This is a genomic window from Bacillus cereus group sp. BfR-BA-01356 (assembly GCF_022663635.1).
Lineage (GTDB): Bacteria > Bacillota > Bacilli > Bacillales > Bacillaceae_G > Bacillus_A > Bacillus_A cereus.
Genome location: NZ_JAKUFX010000033.1, coordinates 1 through 19415 on the forward strand (window position 1 = coordinate 1; position 19415 = coordinate 19415).

A 19415-nucleotide genomic window follows, 5' to 3' on the forward strand; every position below is an offset into this window, starting at 1 on the left:
GGCCCAACAGGAGCAACAGGCCCAACAGGAATAACAGGGGCAACAGGAATAACAGGGGCAACGGGTCCAACGGGGGCGACAGGAGGAACGGGAGCAACGGGTCCAACGGGAGCGCCAGGCGCAACAGGCGCAACAGGTCCAACTGGAGCGACAGGCCCAACAGGAGCAACAGGCTCAACCGGCTCAACCGGGGCTACAGGTACAAGTATCACGGCGACATATGCATTTGCAAATAATACGTCGGGAACAGCGATATCGGTAGTTCTTGGTGGAACGAATGTCCCGCTTCCGAATAATCAAAATATCGGTCCAGGTATTACGGTTTCCGGGGGAAATACAGTATTTACGGTTGCAAATGCTGGAAATTATTATATTTCATATTCGATTAATATAACAGCTTCATTATTGGTCAGTTCACGAATTACAATTAATGGAGCACCACTTGCTGGGACGATAAATTCTCCTGCTGTCGCAACCACATCATTTAGCGCAACAATCATTACAACTCTTGCAGCAGGAGATGCTATTAGCTTACAATTATTTGGTTTGTTAGCTGTCGCAACATTATCAACAACTACTCCAGGAGCAGTGTTAACGATAATAAGATTAAGTTAAACTATAACTCTCGTACTCTTTTAAGATTAAGAGAGTTTCTACATATAATAAGAAGTTAATGAAGTAAAGCATAGTTATGTAAAAGTCAGAATATTATGATTGTAACGTTATGGTGACTATAATATAATGAAAATAACCATCATGAATGAACATTCATTTATTTTTTATGTATTTGAAGGGGGAATGAAGGTGGAAAAACCATGGTTGAAAAGTTATCCAGAGGAAATTCCTAGTACGATTTCTTATGATATTCAGCCGCTTCATAGATATGTAGAACAGATGGCATCTCGCTACCCAGAAAAGAAAGCGCTTCACTTTTTAGGGAAGGATATTACGTTTTCGGACTTCCATGATAAGGTGAAGAGGTTTGCAAATTATCTTCAAAAGCTCGGTGTGGAAAAGGGTGATCGAGTTGCTATTATGTTGCCGAATTGTCCGCAAGCTGTAATTGGTTATTACGGCACATTACTTGCGGGAGGTATCGTAGTACAAACAAACCCACTGTATACAGAAAGAGAATTAGAATATCAGCTTCATGACTCGGGAGCAAAAGTAATTCTTTGTCTCGATTTAGTGTTTCCAAGAGTAACGAATGTTCAATCTGCTACAAAAATTGAGCATATTATCGTAACTCGTATTGCGGACTTTTTACCATTCCCTAAAAATCTATTGTATCCATTTGTGCAGAAAAAACAGTCAAATTTAGTTGTGAAAGTATCAGAGAGTGAAACGATTCATCTTTGGAATTCAGTAGAAAAAGAAGTGAATACGGATGTTGAGGTGCCTTGTGATCCTGAAAATGATCTAGCTCTTTTACAGTACACAGGAGGAACAACCGGATTTCCGAAAGGCGTTATGTTAACGCATAAAAACCTCGTCTCTAACACGTTAATGGGAGTTCAATGGTTATATAATTGCAAAGAAGGAGAAGAAGTCATTCTTGGGGTTCTTCCATTTTTCCACGTGTACGGCATGACGGCTGTTATGAATTTGAGTGTTATGCAAGGATACAAAATGGTCCTTATTCCAAAGTTTGATATGAAAATGGTTTTTGAAGCGATTAAGAAGCATAAAGTGACACTATTTCCAGGGGCACCAACTATTTATATCGCTCTTTTAAATAGCCCACTTTTAAAAGAATACGATATTTCTTCTATTCGTGCTTGTATTAGTGGGTCAGCACCACTACCAGTAGAAGTACAGGAAAAGTTCGAAACAGTTACAGGTGGTAAACTAGTAGAGGGATATGGTTTAACAGAATCCTCTCCGGTTACACATAGTAATTTTTTATGGGAAAAGCGGGTGCCAGGTAGCATTGGAGTTCCGTGGCCAGATACAGAAGCAATCATTATGTCACTTGAAACTGGTGAGGCATTACCGCCAGGAGAAATAGGGGAAATTGTAGTGAAAGGTCCTCAAATTATGAAAGGATACTGGAATAAGCCAGAGGAAACAGCGGCTGTATTGCAAGATGGCTGGCTCCATACAGGGGATGTTGGCTACATGGATGAAGATGGATTCTTCTATGTAAAAGATCGCAAGAAAGATATGATTGTCGCGAGTGGATTTAATGTGTATCCTCGTGAAGTTGAAGAAGTATTATATGAGCATGAAAAAGTGCAAGAAGTAGTGACAATTGGAGTTCCAGATCCGTACCGAGGAGAGACAGTTAAAGCATTTGTTGTGTTAAAAGAAGGTACGGAGTGCTCTGAGGAAGAATTAAATCAGTTTGCACGTAAATATTTAGCGGCTTATAAAGTGCCGAAAGTATATGAGTTTAGAGATGAATTGCCAAAAACGACAGTAGGGAAAATTTTACGCCGTGTTCTAATAGATGAAGAGAAGAGAAAGAATGAGGATGAGCAAACGGGCTAAGGCCCTTTCTTTTTGAAAAAATAGGATTGACACTTTTCTAAATAGTCAGTATTATAAGAATATGAATGGCTATTCATTCAGTCATCTTCTTGAAGGGGACAGTAAAGTGAAGAAAAATAGACCGAAATACAATCAAATTATTGATGCGGCAGTCATTGTGATTGCGGAGAATGGGTACCACCAAGCGCAAGTTTCTAAAATCGCAAAGCAAGCTGGGGTAGCTGATGGCACGATTTATTTATATTTTAAAAATAAAGAAGATATATTAATATCCTTATTCCAAGAGAAGATGGGAGAATTTGTCGAAACAATTCGTCAAAAAACAGCAGGAATTGAAAGCGCTGTATCGAAGTTATTCATGTTGGTAGAAACGCACTTCTTGCTGTTGTCGCAAAATGATCCTCTTGCTATCGTTACGCAATTAGAGCTGAGGCAGTCCAATCAAGACTTGCGCCTTAAAATAAATGAAGTATTAAAAGGCTACTTACAAGTTATGGATGAGATTTTAGAGACTGGTATAAAACAAGGTGAATTTCAAGCAGATTTAAATGTTCGCGTGGCAAGACAAATGATCTTTGGAACAGTAGATGAAGTAGTGACCAATTGGGTAATGAGCGATCATAAGTATGATCTGGTCGCACTTTCAAAAACGGTACACGGGCTACTTATTGCAGCTTGTGGTTATCGTCAATAATGGGAGGGATCATGTTGAAATTCCTATCTGTAAGAGTTGAAGATCATATCGCGGTGGCGACATTAAATCACGCACCAGCGAATGCGATGTCTTCACAAGTTATGCATGACGTTACTGAATTAATTGATCAAGTGGAAAAGGATGATAACATTCGTGTTGTTGTTATTCACGGTGAAGGACGTTTCTTCTCAGCGGGAGCAGATATTAAAGAATTTACATCTGTTACTGAAGCGAAGCAAGCAACAGAATTAGCACAGCTTGGACAAGTTACGTTTGAGCGTGTTGAAAAATGTTCAAAACCAGTTATTGCGGCAATTCATGGAGCGGCACTGGGCGGCGGCCTTGAGTTTGCTATGTCTTGCCACATGCGCTTTGCAACTGAAAGTGCAAAACTTGGTTTACCTGAATTAACACTTGGATTAATTCCTGGCTTTGCAGGTACACAGCGCTTACCACGTTATGTTGGGAAAGCGAAAGCTTGTGAAATGATGTTAACAAGTACACCAATTACTGGTGCAGAAGCATTAAAGTGGGGACTTGTTAACGGATTGTTCTCTGAAGAATCTCTTTTAGATGATACGCTTAAAGTTGCAAAACAAATTGCTGGAAAAAGTCCAGCAACAACTCGTGCTGTACTAGAGTTATTGCAAACGACAAAATCGTCTCATTACTATGAAGGTGTACAACGTGAATCACAGATTTTTGGTGAAGTATTTACGAGTGAAGATGGAAGAGAAGGTGTAGCTGCATTTTTAGAAAAGCGTAAACCTTCATTTAGTGGCAGGTAGTTCAATTATTTTTTAATATAAATTAACAGAAAATTAAAATTGATAGAATCTTTCTGAAAAACAAGGGGGTAAATGGAATGAACATCTACGTACTCATGAAACGAACATTTGATACAGAAGAAAAAATCGTAATTAAAAACGGTGCAATTTACGATGGCGAAGCGGAATTCATCATCAACCCTTACGATGAATATGCAATTGAAGAAGCAATTCAAGTAAGAGACGCACAAGGTGGAGAAGTTACAGTTGTAACAGTTGGTGGCGAAGATAGTGAGAAAGAACTTCGTACTGCATTAGCAATGGGCTGTGATAAAGCTGTATTAATTAATATTGAAGATGATGTAGAAAATGGTGACCAGTTCACGACAGCAAAAGTGCTTGCTGAATATTTAAAAGATAAAGATGCAGATTTAATTTTAGGCGGAAACGTTGCAATTGATGGTGCATCTGGACAAGTAGGACCACGCGTAGCTGAAGCGTTAAATATTCCGTATGTAACGACAATTACAAAACTTGAAATTGACGGTACAAATGTGAAGATTGAGCGTGATGTTGAAGGTGATACAGAAGTGATTGCAACTTCATTACCAGTTTTAGTAACAGCACAGCAAGGTTTAAATGAACCGCGTTATCCATCGCTTCCAGGTATTATGAAAGCGAAGAAAAAGCCGCTAGAAGAATTAGAATTAGATGATTTAGATTTAGAAGAAGATGATGTGGAAGCAAAGACAAAAACAATTGAAATCTATTTGCCTCCTAAGAAAGATGCAGGAAAAGTGTTACAAGGCGAGCTGCAAGATCAAGTAAAAGAACTTGTATCGTTGCTCCATACAGAAGCGAAAGTAATCTAATAAAATACGAAATTATATATGCAGGAGGGAAAATCTATGGCTCGTAAAGTATTAGTAATGGGTGAAGTTCGTGATGGATCGCTACGTAACGTTTCTTTTGAAGCGGTAGCAGCAGCAAAAACAATTGCAGAAGGCGGTGAAGTAGTAGGTCTTCTAATTGGAGACAGCGTTGCCTCTTTTGCAAATGAATTGATTCATTACGGTGCAGATCGCGTTGTGACAGTTGAAAATGATAAATTAAAATCATATACATCTGATGGTTATGCACAAGCGTTTTTAGCTGTACATGCTGAAGAAAATCCAGAAGGTATCGTTTTTGGACATACAGCACTTGGTAAAGATTTATCACCAAAATTAGCAGCGAAGCTTGAAGCTGGTTTAGTTTCTGACGTAACTGCTTTAGAGGTTGAAGGTGGAAATGTTATCTTCACTCGTCCAATTTACTCTGGTAAAGCATTCGAGAAGAAGATTGTAACAGACGGCATCTTATTTGCGACAGTGCGTCCAAATAACATTGCAACTCTGGAAAAAGATGAGTCTCGCAGCGGTGACGTATCTTCTATTACAGTTGATGTGAAAGATTTACGTACAATCATTCAAGATGTTGTCCGTAAAACAGCAGAAGGTGTGGATCTTTCTGAAGCAAAAGTTATTATCGCTGGCGGACGTGGTGTGAAGAGTGAAGAAGGCTTTAAGCCATTAAAAGAGTTAGCAGACGTACTAGGCGGCGCTGTTGGGGCATCTCGTGGTGCTTGTGACGCTGAATACTGTGATTACTCATTACAAATTGGTCAAACTGGTAAAGTTGTTACGCCAGACTTATACATTGCATGTGGTATTTCTGGTGCGATTCAGCATTTAGCAGGTATGTCAAACTCAAAAATAATCGTTGCGATCAATAAAGATCCAGAAGCAAGTATCTTTAAAGTAGCTGACTATGGTATTGTCGGTGACTTATTCGAAGTTGTACCTCTTTTAACAGAAGAGTTTAAAAAGTTAAAAGTACATTCATGATTTAAGTACCCTTGAGTTCCAAGTGAAGTACCCCTATATATAGAAAAAGGTGAGAGATCCCCTGTCTCTCATCTTTTTAGTATTTAATCCGTATTTTTATATAGTATAAAGGAACATTTTTTTGTTACAATACATAACGATACATATTATTCGCCACGTATATAAGTTAATGATATACTCTTGGTAGAATATACTTGAAGGAGGAAATAAAATGGCAATTGTAAACGCAAATGACCAAAGCTTCGCAGCAGAAACTAGCGAAGGTGTTGTATTATTAGATTTCTGGGCACCTTGGTGTGGACCTTGTAAAATGATCGCTCCTGTATTAGAGGAAATTGATGCAGAACTAGGCGAAAAAGTAAAAGTAGTAAAAGTAGACGTTGATGAAAACCAAGAAACTGCTCGTCAATTCGAAGTAATGAGCATTCCAGCTCTTTTCGTATTAAAAGACGGTAAAGTAGTTGATCAAGCGTTAGGTTACAAACCGAAAGAAGCGTTAGTAGAATTAGTTTCTAAACACTTCTAAAATAAAAAAAGCTACCATTTGGTAGCTTTTTTTATTTTCTTTTTTACAGTCTTTCCGTTACAATAAAAGAACGTATGTTGGGTGTTTGGGCATAGTATGTTTTCAAGGGAAAATAAAAATGCTAAGTATGTAGAAATGGAGGGAGACGAGTGCACGAACATTTGAAAGAGAAGTTGGCTATTTTACCAGATCAACCTGGTTGTTATTTGATGAAAGATAAGCAAGGAACGGTTATATATGTCGGAAAGGCAAAAGTGCTTAAAAATCGTGTGCGCTCGTACTTTACTGGTTCACATGATGGGAAAACACTGCGGCTTGTAGGAGAAATTGTTGATTTTGAATATATTGTAACCTCTTCGAATTTAGAAGCACTTATTTTAGAGTTAAATCTAATTAAAAAATATGATCCGAAATATAATATTCAATTAAAAGATGATAAAACATATCCTTTTATTAAAATTACGGCGGAGAAGCAACCGCGCTTACTCATTACTCGAAACGTAAAAAAGGATAAAGGGAAATATTTTGGTCCTTATCCAAATGCACAATCTGCTCATGAAACGAAAAAACTGCTAGATCGTATGTATCCACTTCGGAAATGCACGAATATGCCAGATAAAGTTTGTTTGTATTATCATATGGGTCAATGTTTAGCGCCTTGTGTGAAAGAAGTGACGGAAGAACAAAATAAAGAAATTGTAGATGAAATTATTAAGTTTTTAAACGGTGGACATAAAGAAGTTCGTTCAGAACTAGAAATAAAAATGTATGAGGCCTCAGAGAAACTAGAGTTTGAACGTGCAAAAGAGTTGCGTGATCAAATTGCTCATATTGATGCGATTATGGAAAAACAAAAGATGATTATGAGTGACTTAGTGGATCGTGATGTGTTTGGGTATGCAGTGGATAAAGGATGGATGTGTGTTCAAGTTTTCTTCGTTCGAAAAGGAAAGCTAATTGAACGTGATGTTTCTATGTTTCCAATTTACGATGAACCAGAAGAGGGTTTTTTAACGTTTATCGGCCAATTTTATGAAAACAGTAGTCATTTTAAGCCGAAGGAAATTGTCGTTCCAGGAAGTATAGACTCGGAATTAGTAGAGCGCTTTTTAGAAGTGGAAGCGACGCAGCCGAAACGTGGTAAGAAAAAAGACCTTGTAGAATTGGCAAATAAAAATGCGAAGATTGCTCTTGAAGAGAAGTTTTACTTAATTGAACGTGATGAAGAACGAACGATTAAAGCGGTAGATCATTTAGGGAAGCAGCTTGGGATTGAAACGCCGTATCGTATTGAAGCGTTTGATAACTCAAATATTCAAGGAACAAATCCCGTTTCTGCAATGATTGCTTTTATCGATGGGAAACCGGCGAAGAAAGAGTATCGAAAATATAAAATTAAAACGGTTCAAGGGCCAGATGATTATGAGTCTATGAGAGAAGTTGTGAGGCGCCGTTATACAAGGGCACTTAAAGAAAATTCACCTTTACCTGATTTGATTATTATTGATGGAGGAAAAGGCCATCTAGCGGCTGCAAGTGATATTTTAGAGAATGAGCTCGGATTATATATTCCGATGGCAGGTCTTGTAAAAGATGATAAACATAAAACCTCCCATTTAATTATTGGGGATCCACCGGAACCTGTGATGCTTGAGAGAAATAGCCAAGAATTTTATTTATTGCAGCGTATTCAAGATGAGGTGCATCGATTTGCGATTACATTCCATCGTCAATTACATGGGAAATCTGTCATTCAATCAGCATTGGATGATATTCCAGGAATCGGTGATAAACGGAAAAAGGTATTGTTAAAACATTTTGGTTCATTAAAGAAGATGAAAGAAGCTTCTATAGAGGAATTTGTCGAAGCGGGTATGCCGAAAAATGTCGCGGAGACGATTTATACGTATTTAACAGATAAGAAGACGTTGTAGTTTACAACGTCTTCTGTTTTTTGGTATAATTTCTGAAGATTTAAAATAAACTCATCTGAATGAAAATACAAAAAAGTCAACTAAACTGATATGTCTAGTTGACTGTAGGTAATGCTTACACTTCAATGAGATCTTTTATATCCCATTTTACAAGAAATGTAATAGAGTCAGAACGTTTTTTCTTTTCTTCGTATGACTCTGCAACGACGTTCCGTTGCTTTTGGATTTGTTCAGCGATGAATCCGGCTTCTAGTTGATAAGAAGAATGTCGTTTTTGTTTTTGACGTTCTGCGATGAGTGTGCCTTTAAGTTGGAACTGCATTTCACGACGCTTATGTTCAACAATGCTTAAAGTGCCCCAGCCAGCCTTTTCAAAGAACTGAATGATTTCTTCAATTGTTTCTAGCGGATATTTTCTTGCAAGGTTTCTACCAGACCAGTATAAAATACCATCTAAATCGTTGCCGATTAAATCAGGTAGTAATTCTTCACGTAGCAATTCATAAGCGAAGGCGTTCAATGAAACATCTTCTAAAGATGTTGTATCGATTGTATTTTTACTCACAATATTCCCCTCTTTCTATAGGGATTATTATATAACATTTCACATTTATAAAAACAGATTTTTCTTTAGGAAAATCTGAATATATAAGAAGAAAAAAAGAATTGGCAAATTATATGCAAATTATGTATACGTTTTCTTGACGCTTCGACAAAAATAGGAGTAAAATGAACTTGGTATCAAATTATGCTGAAATATTTCGAATAATTTTTTCAGTTTTTCTTATGCCAATAGTGAAAAAACATTATTGTCATAAACTAATCTGAAAACAGCAGTCAAACATTCAAGGGGGGTAATGGGGACATGAAAGGCCGCGAGTATACGTTTCGTAAGTGGCACTCATTAATGGGGGTCATCCCGGTTGGTGTCTTTTTGACGCAACATTTAATTGTAAACAACTTTGCAACACGAGGAGCAGAGGCTTTTAACAAAGCTGCAGGCTTTATGGAGCTCCTTCCATTCCGGTATGCGCTAGAAATTTTCATCATCTTTTTACCGATACTGTACCATGCTATATATGGCTTATATATTGCATTTACAGCTAAGAACAATGCGGTTTCTTACGGTTATTTCCGTAACTGGATGTTCGTCTTCCAAAGAATTTCAGGTATCGTTACGCTGATCTTCATTTCTTGGCACGTCTGGGAAACTCGTATTCAAGCAATGTTAGGTAAAGAGGTAAACTATGATATGATGGCAGATATTTTAAACAATCCAGCTATGTTTACATTCTACTTAGTTGGTGTTGTTTCAACAATTTTCCACTTTGCAAATGGACTATGGACATTCTGCATCAGCTGGGGAATTACAGTATCTCCACGTTCACAAAGAATCTCTACTTATGTAACATTAGCTATTTTCTTAGGTTTATCTTATGTAGGTGTGAGTGCATTATTAGCGTTCATCGATCCACAGCTAGCAAACCAGTAAGGAGTGGGAGAGCATGAAAGGGAAACTTATAGTAGTCGGCGGTGGCTTGGCTGGCTTAATGGCAACGATTAAAGCGGCAGAAGCAGGAGTAAATGTTGAACTGTTTTCTTTAGTACCAGTAAAACGTTCACATTCTGTATGTGCTCAGGGCGGAATTAACGGTGCCGTAAATACGAAAGGTGAAGGGGATTCTCCATGGATCCACTTTGACGATACAATTTATGGTGGGGACTTCTTAGCGAACCAACCACCAGTTAAAGCAATGTGTGAAGCAGCACCTGGTATCATTCATTTAATGGACCGTATGGGTGTTATGTTCAACCGTACGGAAGAAGGACTTCTTGATTTCCGTCGATTTGGTGGAACGCAACATCACCGTACAGCATTTGCTGGTGCAACAACTGGACAGCAATTACTTTACGCATTAGATGAGCAAGTACGTCGTCACGAAGTAGCAGGACTTGTAACGAAATATGAAGGTTGGGATTTCTTACGAGCTGTTGTTGATGATGAAGGTGTGTGCCGAGGAATCGTTGCACAAGACTTACAAACTATGGAGATTAGAAGTTTCGGAGCAGATGCCGTGATTATGGCAACAGGGGGCCCTGGTATCATTTTCGGAAAATCAACAAACTCCATTATCAATACAGGTACAGCAGCTTCTGCTGTATATCAACAAGGCGCATATTATGCAAACGGTGAGTTCATTCAAATTCACCCAACGGCAATTCCTGGAGACGATAAATTACGTCTTATGAGTGAATCTGCACGTGGTGAAGGTGGACGTGTTTGGACATATAAAGATGGTAAACCATGGTACTTCTTAGAAGAAAAATATCCGGCTTACGGAAACCTTGTACCTCGTGACATCGCAACGCGTGAAATCTTTGATGTTTGCGTAGAGCAAAAACTAGGTATTAACGGTGAAAACATGGTGTACTTAGATCTTTCTCATAAAGATCCAAAAGAACTAGATATTAAACTAGGTGGAATTATTGAAATCTATGAGAAATTTACAGGGGATGATCCTCGTAAACTACCGATGAAAATCTTCCCAGCTGTTCACTATTCAATGGGCGGACTATGGGTTGATTATAAACAGATGACAAATATTCCAGGTTTATTTGCAGCAGGTGAGTGTGATTATTCTATGCACGGTGGTAACCGTCTTGGTGCGAACTCACTATTATCAGCAATTTATGGTGGTATGGTAGCAGGACCAAACGCAATTGAGTATATGAAAGGTCTTTCTAAATCATCTGATGCTGTTTCATCTACTGTATATGAGCAAAATGAATTAATCGAAACAGAGAAATTTAACAATATTTTAACGATGGATGGTAACGAAAATGCGTATGTTCTTCATAAAGAGCTTGGAGAATGGATGACAGATAACGTTACAGTAGTTCGTGAAAATAAAAAATTATTAGAAACAGATGCGAAAATTGAAGAATTAATGGCTCGTTACAAACGTATTAACATTAACGATACAGCAAGATGGAGTAACCAAGGTGCTTCATTTACACGCCAACTTGCAAATATGTTTGAGTTAGCACGTGTTATTACAATTGGCGCATATAACCGTAATGAGAGCCGTGGGGCGCATTACAAACCTGAATTCCCAAATCGTGATGATGCAAACTTCTTAAAAACTACGATGGCAAAATTTGAGGGAGAAGGAAATGCACCAGCATTCCATTACGAGGACGTTGATATTTCGTTAATTAAACCGCGTAAACGTGATTATTCTTCAAAACACGATGTAGCTGCTAAGGGTGAAGAGAAGGGGGATAAACAACATGTCTGAGAAAACAATCCGCCTCATCATTACGAGACAAGACGGGCCAGATGCGCAAGCGTTTGACCAAGAGTTTGAAATTCCATATCGTCCGAATATGAATATTATCTCAGCACTTATGGAAATCCGTCGTAATCCTGTTGATTCAAAAGGGAACCAAACAACTCCGATTGCATGGGATATGAACTGCTTAGAGGAAGTATGTGGTGCATGTTCGATGGTGATTAACGGAAAACCACGTCAATCATGTACGGCACTTATTGATCAATTAGAGCAACCAATTCGCTTAAAACCGATGAAGACATTCCCGGTTGTACGTGACTTACAAGTTGATCGTAGTCGCATGTTTAATGCTCTAAAACGCGTTAAAGCGTGGATTCCAATTGATGGTACGTATGACCTAGGTCCAGGACCAAGAATGCCTGAGAAAAAGCGTCAATGGGCTTATGAGCTTTCAAAATGTATGACATGTGGTGTTTGCTTAGAATCATGTCCAAACGTAAACAGTAAGTCTGACTTTATTGGACCAGCACCGTTATCACAAGCTCGCTTATTCAACTCACATCCAACGGGTGAAATGCATAAAGCAGATCGCTTACGTGCAATTATGGGAGATGGAGGACTAGCAAACTGTGGTAACTCTCAAAACTGTGTGCAATCATGTCCGAAGGGTATTCCTTTAACAACTTCAATTGCGGCATTAAACCGTGATACAACAATTCAATCGTTCAAAGATTTCTTTGGTAGCGATAATAACTATTAATAAATATTGCCTCTTCATATCGAAGAGGCAATATTTATAACTGCATTTTTCTGTTTATTCTGTTTATTTCAAGGTGAAAAGGAGAGATAACAATGAAGAGGATTTCTTATATTGAAGACTTTGAGCAATGGGAAAGTGGTTTTTCGTTTTACAACCCTGTAAAGGTTCGTTTTGGTGAAGTAGATATGTTTGGACATGTAAATAATGTCGTTGCTTTTACTTATTTTGAAGAAGCTCGTATTGCGTTGTTTAAAGAACTTGGATTTATGCAAGAGTGGACACATGCATCATCAGAAACGATGATCGTTGTTGCGGATTTACAATGTAATTTTATTAAGCAAATATATTTTGATGAACAGCTGAAGGTGTATGTAAAGGCAGGATCGGTCGGGAATTCTTCTTTAGATTTACATTATATGGTGAAGAATGCAGCAGGAGAGGTTTGTTTAGTAGGTCGTGGAATGATGGTTCAAGCTTCGAAAAAAACAGGAAGAGGCGAACCATGGCCTGAAGAATGGAAGAAGAAATTACTACAATAATAGAGTGAAAGAAAAATAAGAGAGCAATTTGCTCTCTTATTTTTTGTCTTCCATCGCTTCTTCTAATGTTAAGTGATGTTTATATAGGTATGTAGCGTATGGATTACCAACGTAGCGTAAGTGCCATGGTTCATAGGCATATTCTGTTGTATCTGTTTTATCTTCTAAGTAACGAATGACAAAACCGAATTCATGAGCATGTTCCGCGACCCATTTTCCTTCTGCTGTCTCTCCGAAGATAGGCTCTAATTGAAATTTAGCTGATTTTGAACTAATATCCATTGCTAAACCCGTTTGGTGTTCACTTGTACCAGGAATTGCGCTTACCGAATTAGCTTCGGCTTTTCCTTGACGTCTAACGTATGTATCATGCAACGATTTTTGGCGTTTGTATGAACGATAACCAGATACAGCTGTAAGATCAAGCCCTTCTTTTTTCGCAGCTTTGAACATGTTTTCAAGTGCCTCGGCAGCATCTTTGCGCAGCAATGTTTTTTCTTTATCTTTTGGACTAATAAATGGTACATTTGGTCTCGTTAAGTCTTCAGGAATGTATCCATCTGGTAGTTTTCGATGTTTATTAATTAAGACAAGATTAGATTTTGGATTTGTTACAACTGAAAAGTCATTGTCTATTTTCTTTGCATTATGATCAGCTTTTGGAAAAGCAGGAATCTCTTCTTTTTTATGGTTATTATGCTTTTGACTTTCGACAGCTTTTGCTTCATTATGTAGTGGTGTTTTAGAACCAAAGTAAGCGAAAGATGTGATCCCGATTACAATAGTAGTGGCAGAAATAATTATTATCTTTTTCATGATGCCTTGTAATCACAGTCCCTTCTTCATAAAATGTGTATTGTTTTTTTATTATAAATCTAGTTTGTTGGAAAAGGAATATAAGAGTCATAACGTAATAGAAATGCAAAGAAAATGTCAGAAAATGTGTGAATTTGTAGTATTTTTTTATATAATTCATTTCTTATCTTTCATGATTTGCATTTTTTATGTAATATATATACATAAGAAGATGTAGCGATTATCGAGAATAAAGAACTTCTTGTATAGACTAGGAGTGAATGGGAATGGATTTTGCAACAATTATTGGACTTATTTTAGGATTTGTAGCAGTGGTAGTAGGGATGGTCGTCAAGGGCGCTGACATAACAGCCTTATTAAATCCTGCAGCAGCATTAATTATTTTTATCGGTACATTTGCTGCAGTATGTATTGCATTTCCGATGAATCAACTAAAAAGGGTTCCAAAACTATTTAAAGTTCTTTTTGGTTCAAATAAAAAGGATTTAAGTTATGAACAGTTGCTAGAATTATTTGTTCATTGGACATCTGAAAGTAGAAAATACGGTATTTTGTCTTTAGAGCAACAATTAGACAAAATTCAAGATGAATTTCTTTTGCGCGGTATGAAATTTGTGATTGATGGCGTATCCGCAGAAGATTTAGAGCAGATTTTGGAATCTGAATTAGAGGCAATTGAAGAAAGACATGCAAAGGGAGCTGCTATTTTTTCACAAGCTGGTACGTATGCACCGACATTAGGAGTTTTAGGTGCTGTTATCGGTCTTGTAGCTGCGCTTGGTAATTTAACTGATATTGAAAAGTTAGGTCATGCTATTTCTGGTGCGTTTATTGCAACGATTTTTGGTATTTTTTCAGGTTACGTATTATGGCATCCATTTGCAAATAAGTTAAAGCAAAAATCTTCAGCTGAAATTGAGAAAAAACGTTTAATCATTGATTGTTTATTAATGTTACAAGAAGGTACATATCCGTTTATTATGAAGAACCGCATTTTAGGTGCACTTTCTGCAACTGAGCGTAAAAAGCTAGAAAAAGGAGCAGAAAAAAATGCGGAGTAAGAAAAATAGAAGAGGCAAAAAGAAAAAACATGATGAGCATATCGATGAAACGTGGTTAATCCCATATTCTGATATGTTAACGTTGTTATTTGCATTGTTTATCGTTTTATTCGCAATGAGTAGTATAGATGCTGCGAAGTTTAAACAGATGGCAGTTGCTTTTCGAAGTGAATTAGCTGGGGGAACAGGTAACAAAGAATTTTTAAGTGATCAAAAGCCAAATGATGAAAAAGAATTATCAGCAAGTAGCCTTGAGGCAGAACAAGCAAAAAAACAAGAAGAAGCTAGAGCTAAAGAAAAAAAAGAGATGGATGAATTGAAAGCATTACAAAAAAAGATTGATCAATATATTAATGAAAAACAATTATCTTCTTCTTTTCAAACTAAATTAACTGAAAAGGGATTAATGGTGACAATATTAGAAAATATACTGTTTGATTCGGGGAAAGCAGATGTGAAATTAGAATCTTTAGGGATTGCAAAAGAGATGTCTAGCTTACTTGTTTCAGCGTCACCTCGTGAAATTACAGTATCGGGTCATACGGATAATGTCCCTATTGCCAATGCGCAGTTTGCGTCGAATTGGGAATTAAGTACGCAGCGGGCAGTTAATTTTATGCAAGTATTACTGCAAAATAAAGAATTACAACCAGAAAAATTTAGTGCGATTGGATACGGAGAATATCGTTCAATTGCTCCAAACGATACACAAGAAGGAAAGGCAAAGAATAGACGTGTGGAAGTATTTATCTTGCCTTTAACAGAGAAAGTAAAATAAAAGAGGATGGCGAATGCCATCCTCTTTTATTTTACATCAAATGATTTTAAGTTGTCGCGACGGATTTTATCTTTTTCTGCATCTGATTTTTTGAAATCATAATCATATAAAGCGCCTTCCCAATCGCCATACATTGGATTCGGGAAAATAATGAATTTCTCACCAAATTGTGCTTTTGAATCTGCTACTGTTTGGTTACGATCTTTTACAGATTTTCCATCAAAACCTGTGAAATCAGATAAGTTATCACCGAAGAATAAGACAATATCATGGGTTTGAGAAACGAGTTCACGGCGTTTTTCTTTTCCTTTTTCTTTCGGATCTTGTAGTAATATATGTTCTTTCGTTGCTTGAGGAGCACCTACACGCTCAAGATTTTTAATTGTTGCATCTAGTTGATTCGTTTTACGATTTGAGATGTAGTAAATATCTACACCTTTAGACTCTGTATATTTTAAGAAATCAATTGCGCCTGGAAGGGCTTCAGCTTCAGCTTTGTTAATCCAATCATCCCATTTGTAAGGATAGCCTTTGCCTGTTTTTACGCTCATTGCCTGATGAGGACTGTTATCTAAAACAGTTTCGTCTAAATCAAGCACGATAGCAGGTTTTTTCTCTGTCCCTTTTGCAAGAATTGCATCAAGCTTTAATTGACCAATGTTGTACCCTTGGTAGTAAAGTGCTTTCGTTTCACCGGCTGTTTGATACCATAAATCAGCCATTAATTGTTGTTCTGTTAATTTTACTTTCTCTTCTTTCGCCACTGTTTTCTCTGGTGTTCCTGAACATGCTACAAGTGATGTAGATAGAACCGCTACAGATAATAAAGTGGTAATGCCCCTCTTCATCTTCATATGTATCCTCCTTGATGTTAGAAAATCATTTTATATTATATATTAAAATATAATATTTTTATATGAACATTTGCATATTGTCTTTTGTATATATAGTAGTATGTCCTATATTAGAAAGATGAGCAAAATAATAATAGTTGTTTTGACAAGTTTTATTGTCGTAATGACAATTATAATTGACAAAAAGAACCTTGTTATTTACAATTTTAACTAAATAGAACAAATGATGGATTCATGACGATGTTTACATATAAGAGGATGAAGCGTGGTGCTATATTTTGTCTTGAATAAACATAGTCTTTGAAAGAGAGTACGAATGATACTAAAGGGGAGGCTTTATACTTGAGTTTACAAATTCAAAACTTAACGAAACAATTTGGGGAATCAAAAGCAGTTAACGGTTTGCAAATTTCGTTACCAAAAGGTGAAGTACTAGGGTTACTTGGACGAAATGGTGCAGGGAAAACAACAACAATCAAAATGCTTCTCGGATTATTAACGCCTAATGAAGGTTCGATTACATGGGATGGAAAAGCATTTGGAAATAGTGGTGTAACAATTGGGTATTTACCAGAAGAAAGAGGTTTATATACAAAAAGTAGAGTAATAGATCAGCTGCGATATTTTGGTAGATTAGAAGGAATGTCGAAGAAAGAAGTGGATCACGCTATTGATCACTGGTTAGAGCGTTTAGCGATACCAGAATATAAATTTAAAACGGCTGGAGAGCTTTCAAAAGGGAATCAGCAAAAAATACAATTAATTGCTGCTCTTCTTCATAATCCGGAACTTCTCATTTTAGATGAACCATTCAGCGGCCTTGATCCAGTTAATGCTGGGATGCTAGCTAGTATTATTGAAGAACAAGTACAGAGCGGAAAGACGATTATTTTATCAAGTCATCGTATGGAACAAGTAGAGGCTTTTTGCCAACATGTATGTATTTTGAAAAAAGGTGAAGCAGTCGTAAAAGGACAGCTAAGTGATATTAAGAAAGAATACGGTTTCCGTAATTTAACGATTGAAGATACAGTAGAGAATGAAAAGGGATTAGAAGCTATACATGTATCGTATGAAAAACAACAAGGCCTTCTTTATGTGAAAGTACAAGACGATGCGGAAGCTCTCAAGATTTTGCAACAGTTGCAAGAGCAAGGTGTTAGCTTACGACAATTCAAAATGTTAGAGCCGACGTTAAACGAAATCTTTGTAGAGAGGGCGAAATAACGATGCGTAAATTTTCTCACGTATTTTCATTTTATTTTAGGGAAGCGTTTTTATCTAAGAAATCATTAATTACGAGTGCGATTTTATTTTTAGTTGTGTTTGGGATTTTTGCATTTAATCATTTTACTTCAGGCGATGATAAAAATAAGGATAAAGATAAAATTGCAGTTGTAGTAGAGAGTTCCACATATAAAGTACAAAAAGATGAGCTAAATAAGCTATTGCCATCAGCAAAAATAACAATTGGTTCAAAGGATGATTTTGATAAACTGCATAAGCAAGTAGAAGAAGGCGATTTAGATGGTCTATTCCATGTGACGGAAAAGGGTGGGGCTCCATCGATTACATATATGTATAATGGATTTCCAAGCCAAGCAACTTCTGCAATTATGGCAGGATATTTAAAGCAACAATATACGATGGTGACGATTGCCAAAAATAATGTTTCACCAGAAATTGCACAGCAATTACAAACAGAAATTCAAGTAAAGCAAGAAGCGATAAAAGATCGTACATCTTCTTTCGGAATTGCCTATTTCTTTACATTTGCTTTATATATGTTTATTGTAGCGTTCGGAAATACAATCGCAATGAATATTGCATCTGAAAAGGCGTCACGTGTAATGGAAGTAATGCTTCCGAAAGTGAAGCCTCTTACGATGATGTATGCGAAAATTTTAGCGGTTGTTTCAACGGCGTTATTGCAACTTGTCATATTGGCGTGTGGTTATCTTATTCCATATTTGTTAGGCTGGGTCGATTTAGAAAGTGCCTCACTATTTGGTATTCCAATTGACTTTACGAAATTAGATGCAAAGGTTATCAGCATGTTTCTTGTTTATTTCATTACGGGATATTTACTTTATGCGATGATGTATGCTGCTGGAGCTGTCGTGTCTAAGACGGAGGATTTACAAGCTGTATCTTTCCCGGTAATGATTTTAATTATGGCTGCATTCTTTATTAGTATTAAATCATTAAGTGATCCGAATAGTACTATCGTTGTTGTAAGTTCTTACGTTCCATTTTTTACACCGATGGTTACCTTCTCACGTATTGTAGCTGGTGAAGCAGGTATGCTAGAAATTACGATAACATTAGCAGTCTTATTGGCGACAATTGCGGTATTAAATGCTGTTACAAGCCGCATTTACGTAAACGGCGTAATGAATTACTCAGATAAAGTGAAATTTAAAGATTTAGCGAAATTTATAAAGCGTCAATAATGAGAGAAAAGCATGATTTCCTATTGAAATCATGCTTTTTCTTTATGTATAAATTAAAAATAGTATATAATAATAAGAGTCGTCTTTTAATAGAATGAATAAAAAGGAGGGTGTGCAGATGGGGATTAGTAGTCGTTTTACAGTAGGTGTTCATATGCTGACATTACTTGCGATAGATCGAAACTCTCGCTGTACCTCTGAATGGATTGCCGGTAGTGTGAATACAAATCCAGTTGTGATTCGTCGCATTACAGGAATGTTGAAGAGAGCAGGGCTTGTTGATGTACAAGCTGGTAAAGGTGGTACGACACTTGCTCGAGATTTAGAAGAAATTACATTACTTGATGTATATAAAGCAGTGGAAGTTGTAGAAGAAGGACAACTATTTTCCTTCCATGAAAATCCCAACATTGAATGTCCAGTAGGAGCTAATATTCAATCAGTATTAGAAATTATTTTAATGCAAGCGCAAGAAGCGATGGAAAACGTACTTGCAAATGTAACGGTAGATCAATTAGTTACAAATTTAAAGTCTAAAATGAAAGAATAAAAAAAGCGAGCTTC

Annotated in this window: 20 protein-coding genes; 17 read left to right on the forward strand and 3 right to left on the reverse strand. The window is 37.0% G+C overall.

Annotation, left to right across the window (positions count from 1 at the left end; genetic code table 11):
* From MR168_RS13750 to uvrC, 8 genes are all read left to right on the forward strand, one after another.
* Nucleotides 1–615, forward strand: a 615-nt coding sequence (locus MR168_RS13750) for a BclA C-terminal domain-containing protein (protein ID WP_481747025.1), incomplete at its 5' end; no start/stop codon positions are given.
* A 189-nt stretch (nucleotides 616–804) separates the two neighbouring features.
* Nucleotides 805–2490, forward strand: a complete 1686-nt coding sequence (locus tag MR168_RS13755; protein WP_000414743.1) for a long-chain-fatty-acid--CoA ligase — start codon at nucleotides 805–807, stop codon at nucleotides 2488–2490.
* 106 nt (nucleotides 2491–2596) lie between these two features.
* Nucleotides 2597–3184 (forward strand): TetR/AcrR family transcriptional regulator, encoded by a 588-nt coding sequence (locus tag MR168_RS13760; protein ID WP_000742223.1) that lies wholly within the window; start codon nucleotides 2597–2599, stop codon nucleotides 3182–3184.
* Between the two features lie 11 nt (nucleotides 3185–3195).
* Nucleotides 3196–3972 carry an enoyl-CoA hydratase gene (locus MR168_RS13765; protein WP_000911292.1) on the forward strand — a complete coding sequence of 259 codons (777 nt, stop codon included), beginning with the start codon at nucleotides 3196–3198 and terminating at the stop codon, nucleotides 3970–3972.
* Nucleotides 3973–4049: 77 nt separating this feature from the next.
* Nucleotides 4050–4823 (forward strand): electron transfer flavoprotein subunit beta, encoded by a 774-nt coding sequence (etfB, locus tag MR168_RS13770; protein WP_001029028.1) that lies wholly within the window; start codon nucleotides 4050–4052, stop codon nucleotides 4821–4823.
* Nucleotides 4824–4859: 36 nt separating this feature from the next.
* Complete coding sequence (gene etfA / locus MR168_RS13775; protein WP_000101945.1) at nucleotides 4860–5837, forward strand: electron transfer flavoprotein subunit alpha; 978 nt, start codon at nucleotides 4860–4862, stop codon at nucleotides 5835–5837.
* 211 nt (nucleotides 5838–6048) lie between these two features.
* Complete coding sequence (gene trxA / locus MR168_RS13780) at nucleotides 6049–6363, forward strand: thioredoxin (protein WP_001018943.1); 315 nt, start codon at nucleotides 6049–6051, stop codon at nucleotides 6361–6363.
* 149 nt (nucleotides 6364–6512) lie between these two features.
* Complete coding sequence (uvrC, locus tag MR168_RS13785; protein ID WP_000544296.1) at nucleotides 6513–8297, forward strand: excinuclease ABC subunit C; 1785 nt, start codon at nucleotides 6513–6515, stop codon at nucleotides 8295–8297.
* Between the two features lie 115 nt (nucleotides 8298–8412).
* Here uvrC and MR168_RS13790 read toward each other — a convergent pair whose 3' ends face one another.
* On the reverse strand, nucleotides 8413–8862 hold the full coding sequence (locus MR168_RS13790; RefSeq protein ID WP_000042221.1) for a YslB family protein: 450 nt from the start codon (nucleotides 8860–8862) through the stop codon (nucleotides 8413–8415).
* Between the two features lie 300 nt (nucleotides 8863–9162).
* On the opposite strand from MR168_RS13790, the gene sdhC reads away from it, so the two are divergent.
* The 4 genes from sdhC (at nucleotide 9163) to MR168_RS13810 (ending at nucleotide 12889) form a co-directional block, all read left to right on the forward strand.
* Nucleotides 9163–9789 carry a succinate dehydrogenase cytochrome B558 gene (gene sdhC, locus MR168_RS13795; protein ID WP_000678355.1) on the forward strand — a complete coding sequence of 209 codons (627 nt, stop codon included), beginning with the start codon at nucleotides 9163–9165 and terminating at the stop codon, nucleotides 9787–9789.
* A 13-nt stretch (nucleotides 9790–9802) separates the two neighbouring features.
* Nucleotides 9803–11596 carry a succinate dehydrogenase flavoprotein subunit gene (sdhA, locus tag MR168_RS13800; protein ID WP_000676750.1) on the forward strand — a complete coding sequence of 598 codons (1794 nt, stop codon included), beginning with the start codon at nucleotides 9803–9805 and terminating at the stop codon, nucleotides 11594–11596.
* A complete protein-coding gene (gene sdhB / locus MR168_RS13805; protein ID WP_001291827.1) occupies nucleotides 11589–12350 on the forward strand; it encodes a succinate dehydrogenase iron-sulfur subunit in 762 nt (253 codons plus the stop codon). Before sdhA ends, sdhB begins: the two co-directional genes overlap by 8 nt.
* A gap of 92 nt (nucleotides 12351–12442) precedes the next feature.
* Complete coding sequence (locus tag MR168_RS13810; protein ID WP_000822734.1) at nucleotides 12443–12889, forward strand: acyl-CoA thioesterase; 447 nt, start codon at nucleotides 12443–12445, stop codon at nucleotides 12887–12889.
* A gap of 36 nt (nucleotides 12890–12925) precedes the next feature.
* On the opposite strand, the gene MR168_RS13815 is transcribed toward MR168_RS13810, so the two are convergent.
* Complete coding sequence (locus MR168_RS13815; protein ID WP_000720201.1) at nucleotides 12926–13705, reverse strand: M15 family metallopeptidase; 780 nt, start codon at nucleotides 13703–13705, stop codon at nucleotides 12926–12928.
* A gap of 266 nt (nucleotides 13706–13971) precedes the next feature.
* Here MR168_RS13815 and motA point away from each other — a divergent pair, with 266 nt between their 5' ends.
* Nucleotides 13972–14766 (forward strand): flagellar motor stator protein MotA, encoded by a 795-nt coding sequence (motA, locus tag MR168_RS13820; RefSeq protein WP_000344853.1) that lies wholly within the window; start codon nucleotides 13972–13974, stop codon nucleotides 14764–14766.
* Nucleotides 14756–15544, forward strand: a complete 789-nt coding sequence (motB, locus tag MR168_RS13825; RefSeq protein ID WP_001256734.1) for a flagellar motor protein MotB — start codon at nucleotides 14756–14758, stop codon at nucleotides 15542–15544. The genes motA and motB overlap by 11 nt, the downstream gene beginning before the upstream one ends.
* A gap of 26 nt (nucleotides 15545–15570) precedes the next feature.
* On the opposite strand, the gene MR168_RS13830 is transcribed toward motB, so the two are convergent.
* Nucleotides 15571–16398 (reverse strand): 5'-nucleotidase, lipoprotein e(P4) family, encoded by an 828-nt coding sequence (locus MR168_RS13830; RefSeq protein WP_000782767.1) that lies wholly within the window; start codon nucleotides 16396–16398, stop codon nucleotides 15571–15573.
* Nucleotides 16399–16740: 342 nt separating this feature from the next.
* Between MR168_RS13830 and MR168_RS13835 the strand changes: the two genes are divergently transcribed.
* From MR168_RS13835 to MR168_RS13845, 3 genes are all read left to right on the forward strand, one after another.
* Nucleotides 16741–17625: an ABC transporter ATP-binding protein gene (locus MR168_RS13835; RefSeq protein ID WP_000058117.1), complete on the forward strand. Its 885-nt coding sequence runs from the start codon at nucleotides 16741–16743 to the stop codon at nucleotides 17623–17625.
* A 2-nt stretch (nucleotides 17626–17627) separates the two neighbouring features.
* Nucleotides 17628–18851, forward strand: a complete 1224-nt coding sequence (locus tag MR168_RS13840; RefSeq protein ID WP_242291390.1) for an ABC transporter permease — start codon at nucleotides 17628–17630, stop codon at nucleotides 18849–18851.
* A 118-nt stretch (nucleotides 18852–18969) separates the two neighbouring features.
* A complete protein-coding gene (locus tag MR168_RS13845; RefSeq protein ID WP_000512998.1) occupies nucleotides 18970–19401 on the forward strand; it encodes an Rrf2 family transcriptional regulator in 432 nt (143 codons plus the stop codon).
* Nucleotides 19402–19415 lie beyond the last annotated feature (14 nt).

Coding starts and splice junctions, on each gene's coding strand:
- sdhB (WP_001291827.1), top strand. CDS start 11,589: ATGTCTGAGAAAACAATCCGCCTCATCATTACGAGACAAGACGGGCCA.
- motA (WP_000344853.1), top strand. CDS start 13,972: ATGGATTTTGCAACAATTATTGGACTTATTTTAGGATTTGTAGCAGTG.
- motB (WP_001256734.1), top strand. CDS start 14,756: ATGCGGAGTAAGAAAAATAGAAGAGGCAAAAAGAAAAAACATGATGAG.
- MR168_RS13765 (WP_000911292.1), top strand. CDS start 3,196: ATGTTGAAATTCCTATCTGTAAGAGTTGAAGATCATATCGCGGTGGCG.
- sdhA (WP_000676750.1), top strand. CDS start 9,803: ATGAAAGGGAAACTTATAGTAGTCGGCGGTGGCTTGGCTGGCTTAATG.
- MR168_RS13830 (WP_000782767.1), bottom strand. CDS start 16,398: ATGAAGATGAAGAGGGGCATTACCACTTTATTATCTGTAGCGGTTCTA.
- sdhC (WP_000678355.1), top strand. CDS start 9,163: ATGAAAGGCCGCGAGTATACGTTTCGTAAGTGGCACTCATTAATGGGG.
- MR168_RS13815 (WP_000720201.1), bottom strand. CDS start 13,705: ATGAAAAAGATAATAATTATTTCTGCCACTACTATTGTAATCGGGATC.
- etfA (WP_000101945.1), top strand. CDS start 4,860: ATGGCTCGTAAAGTATTAGTAATGGGTGAAGTTCGTGATGGATCGCTA.
- MR168_RS13840 (WP_242291390.1), top strand. CDS start 17,628: ATGCGTAAATTTTCTCACGTATTTTCATTTTATTTTAGGGAAGCGTTT.
- etfB (WP_001029028.1), top strand. CDS start 4,050: ATGAACATCTACGTACTCATGAAACGAACATTTGATACAGAAGAAAAA.
- MR168_RS13810 (WP_000822734.1), top strand. CDS start 12,443: ATGAAGAGGATTTCTTATATTGAAGACTTTGAGCAATGGGAAAGTGGT.
- MR168_RS13845 (WP_000512998.1), top strand. CDS start 18,970: ATGGGGATTAGTAGTCGTTTTACAGTAGGTGTTCATATGCTGACATTA.
- trxA (WP_001018943.1), top strand. CDS start 6,049: ATGGCAATTGTAAACGCAAATGACCAAAGCTTCGCAGCAGAAACTAGC.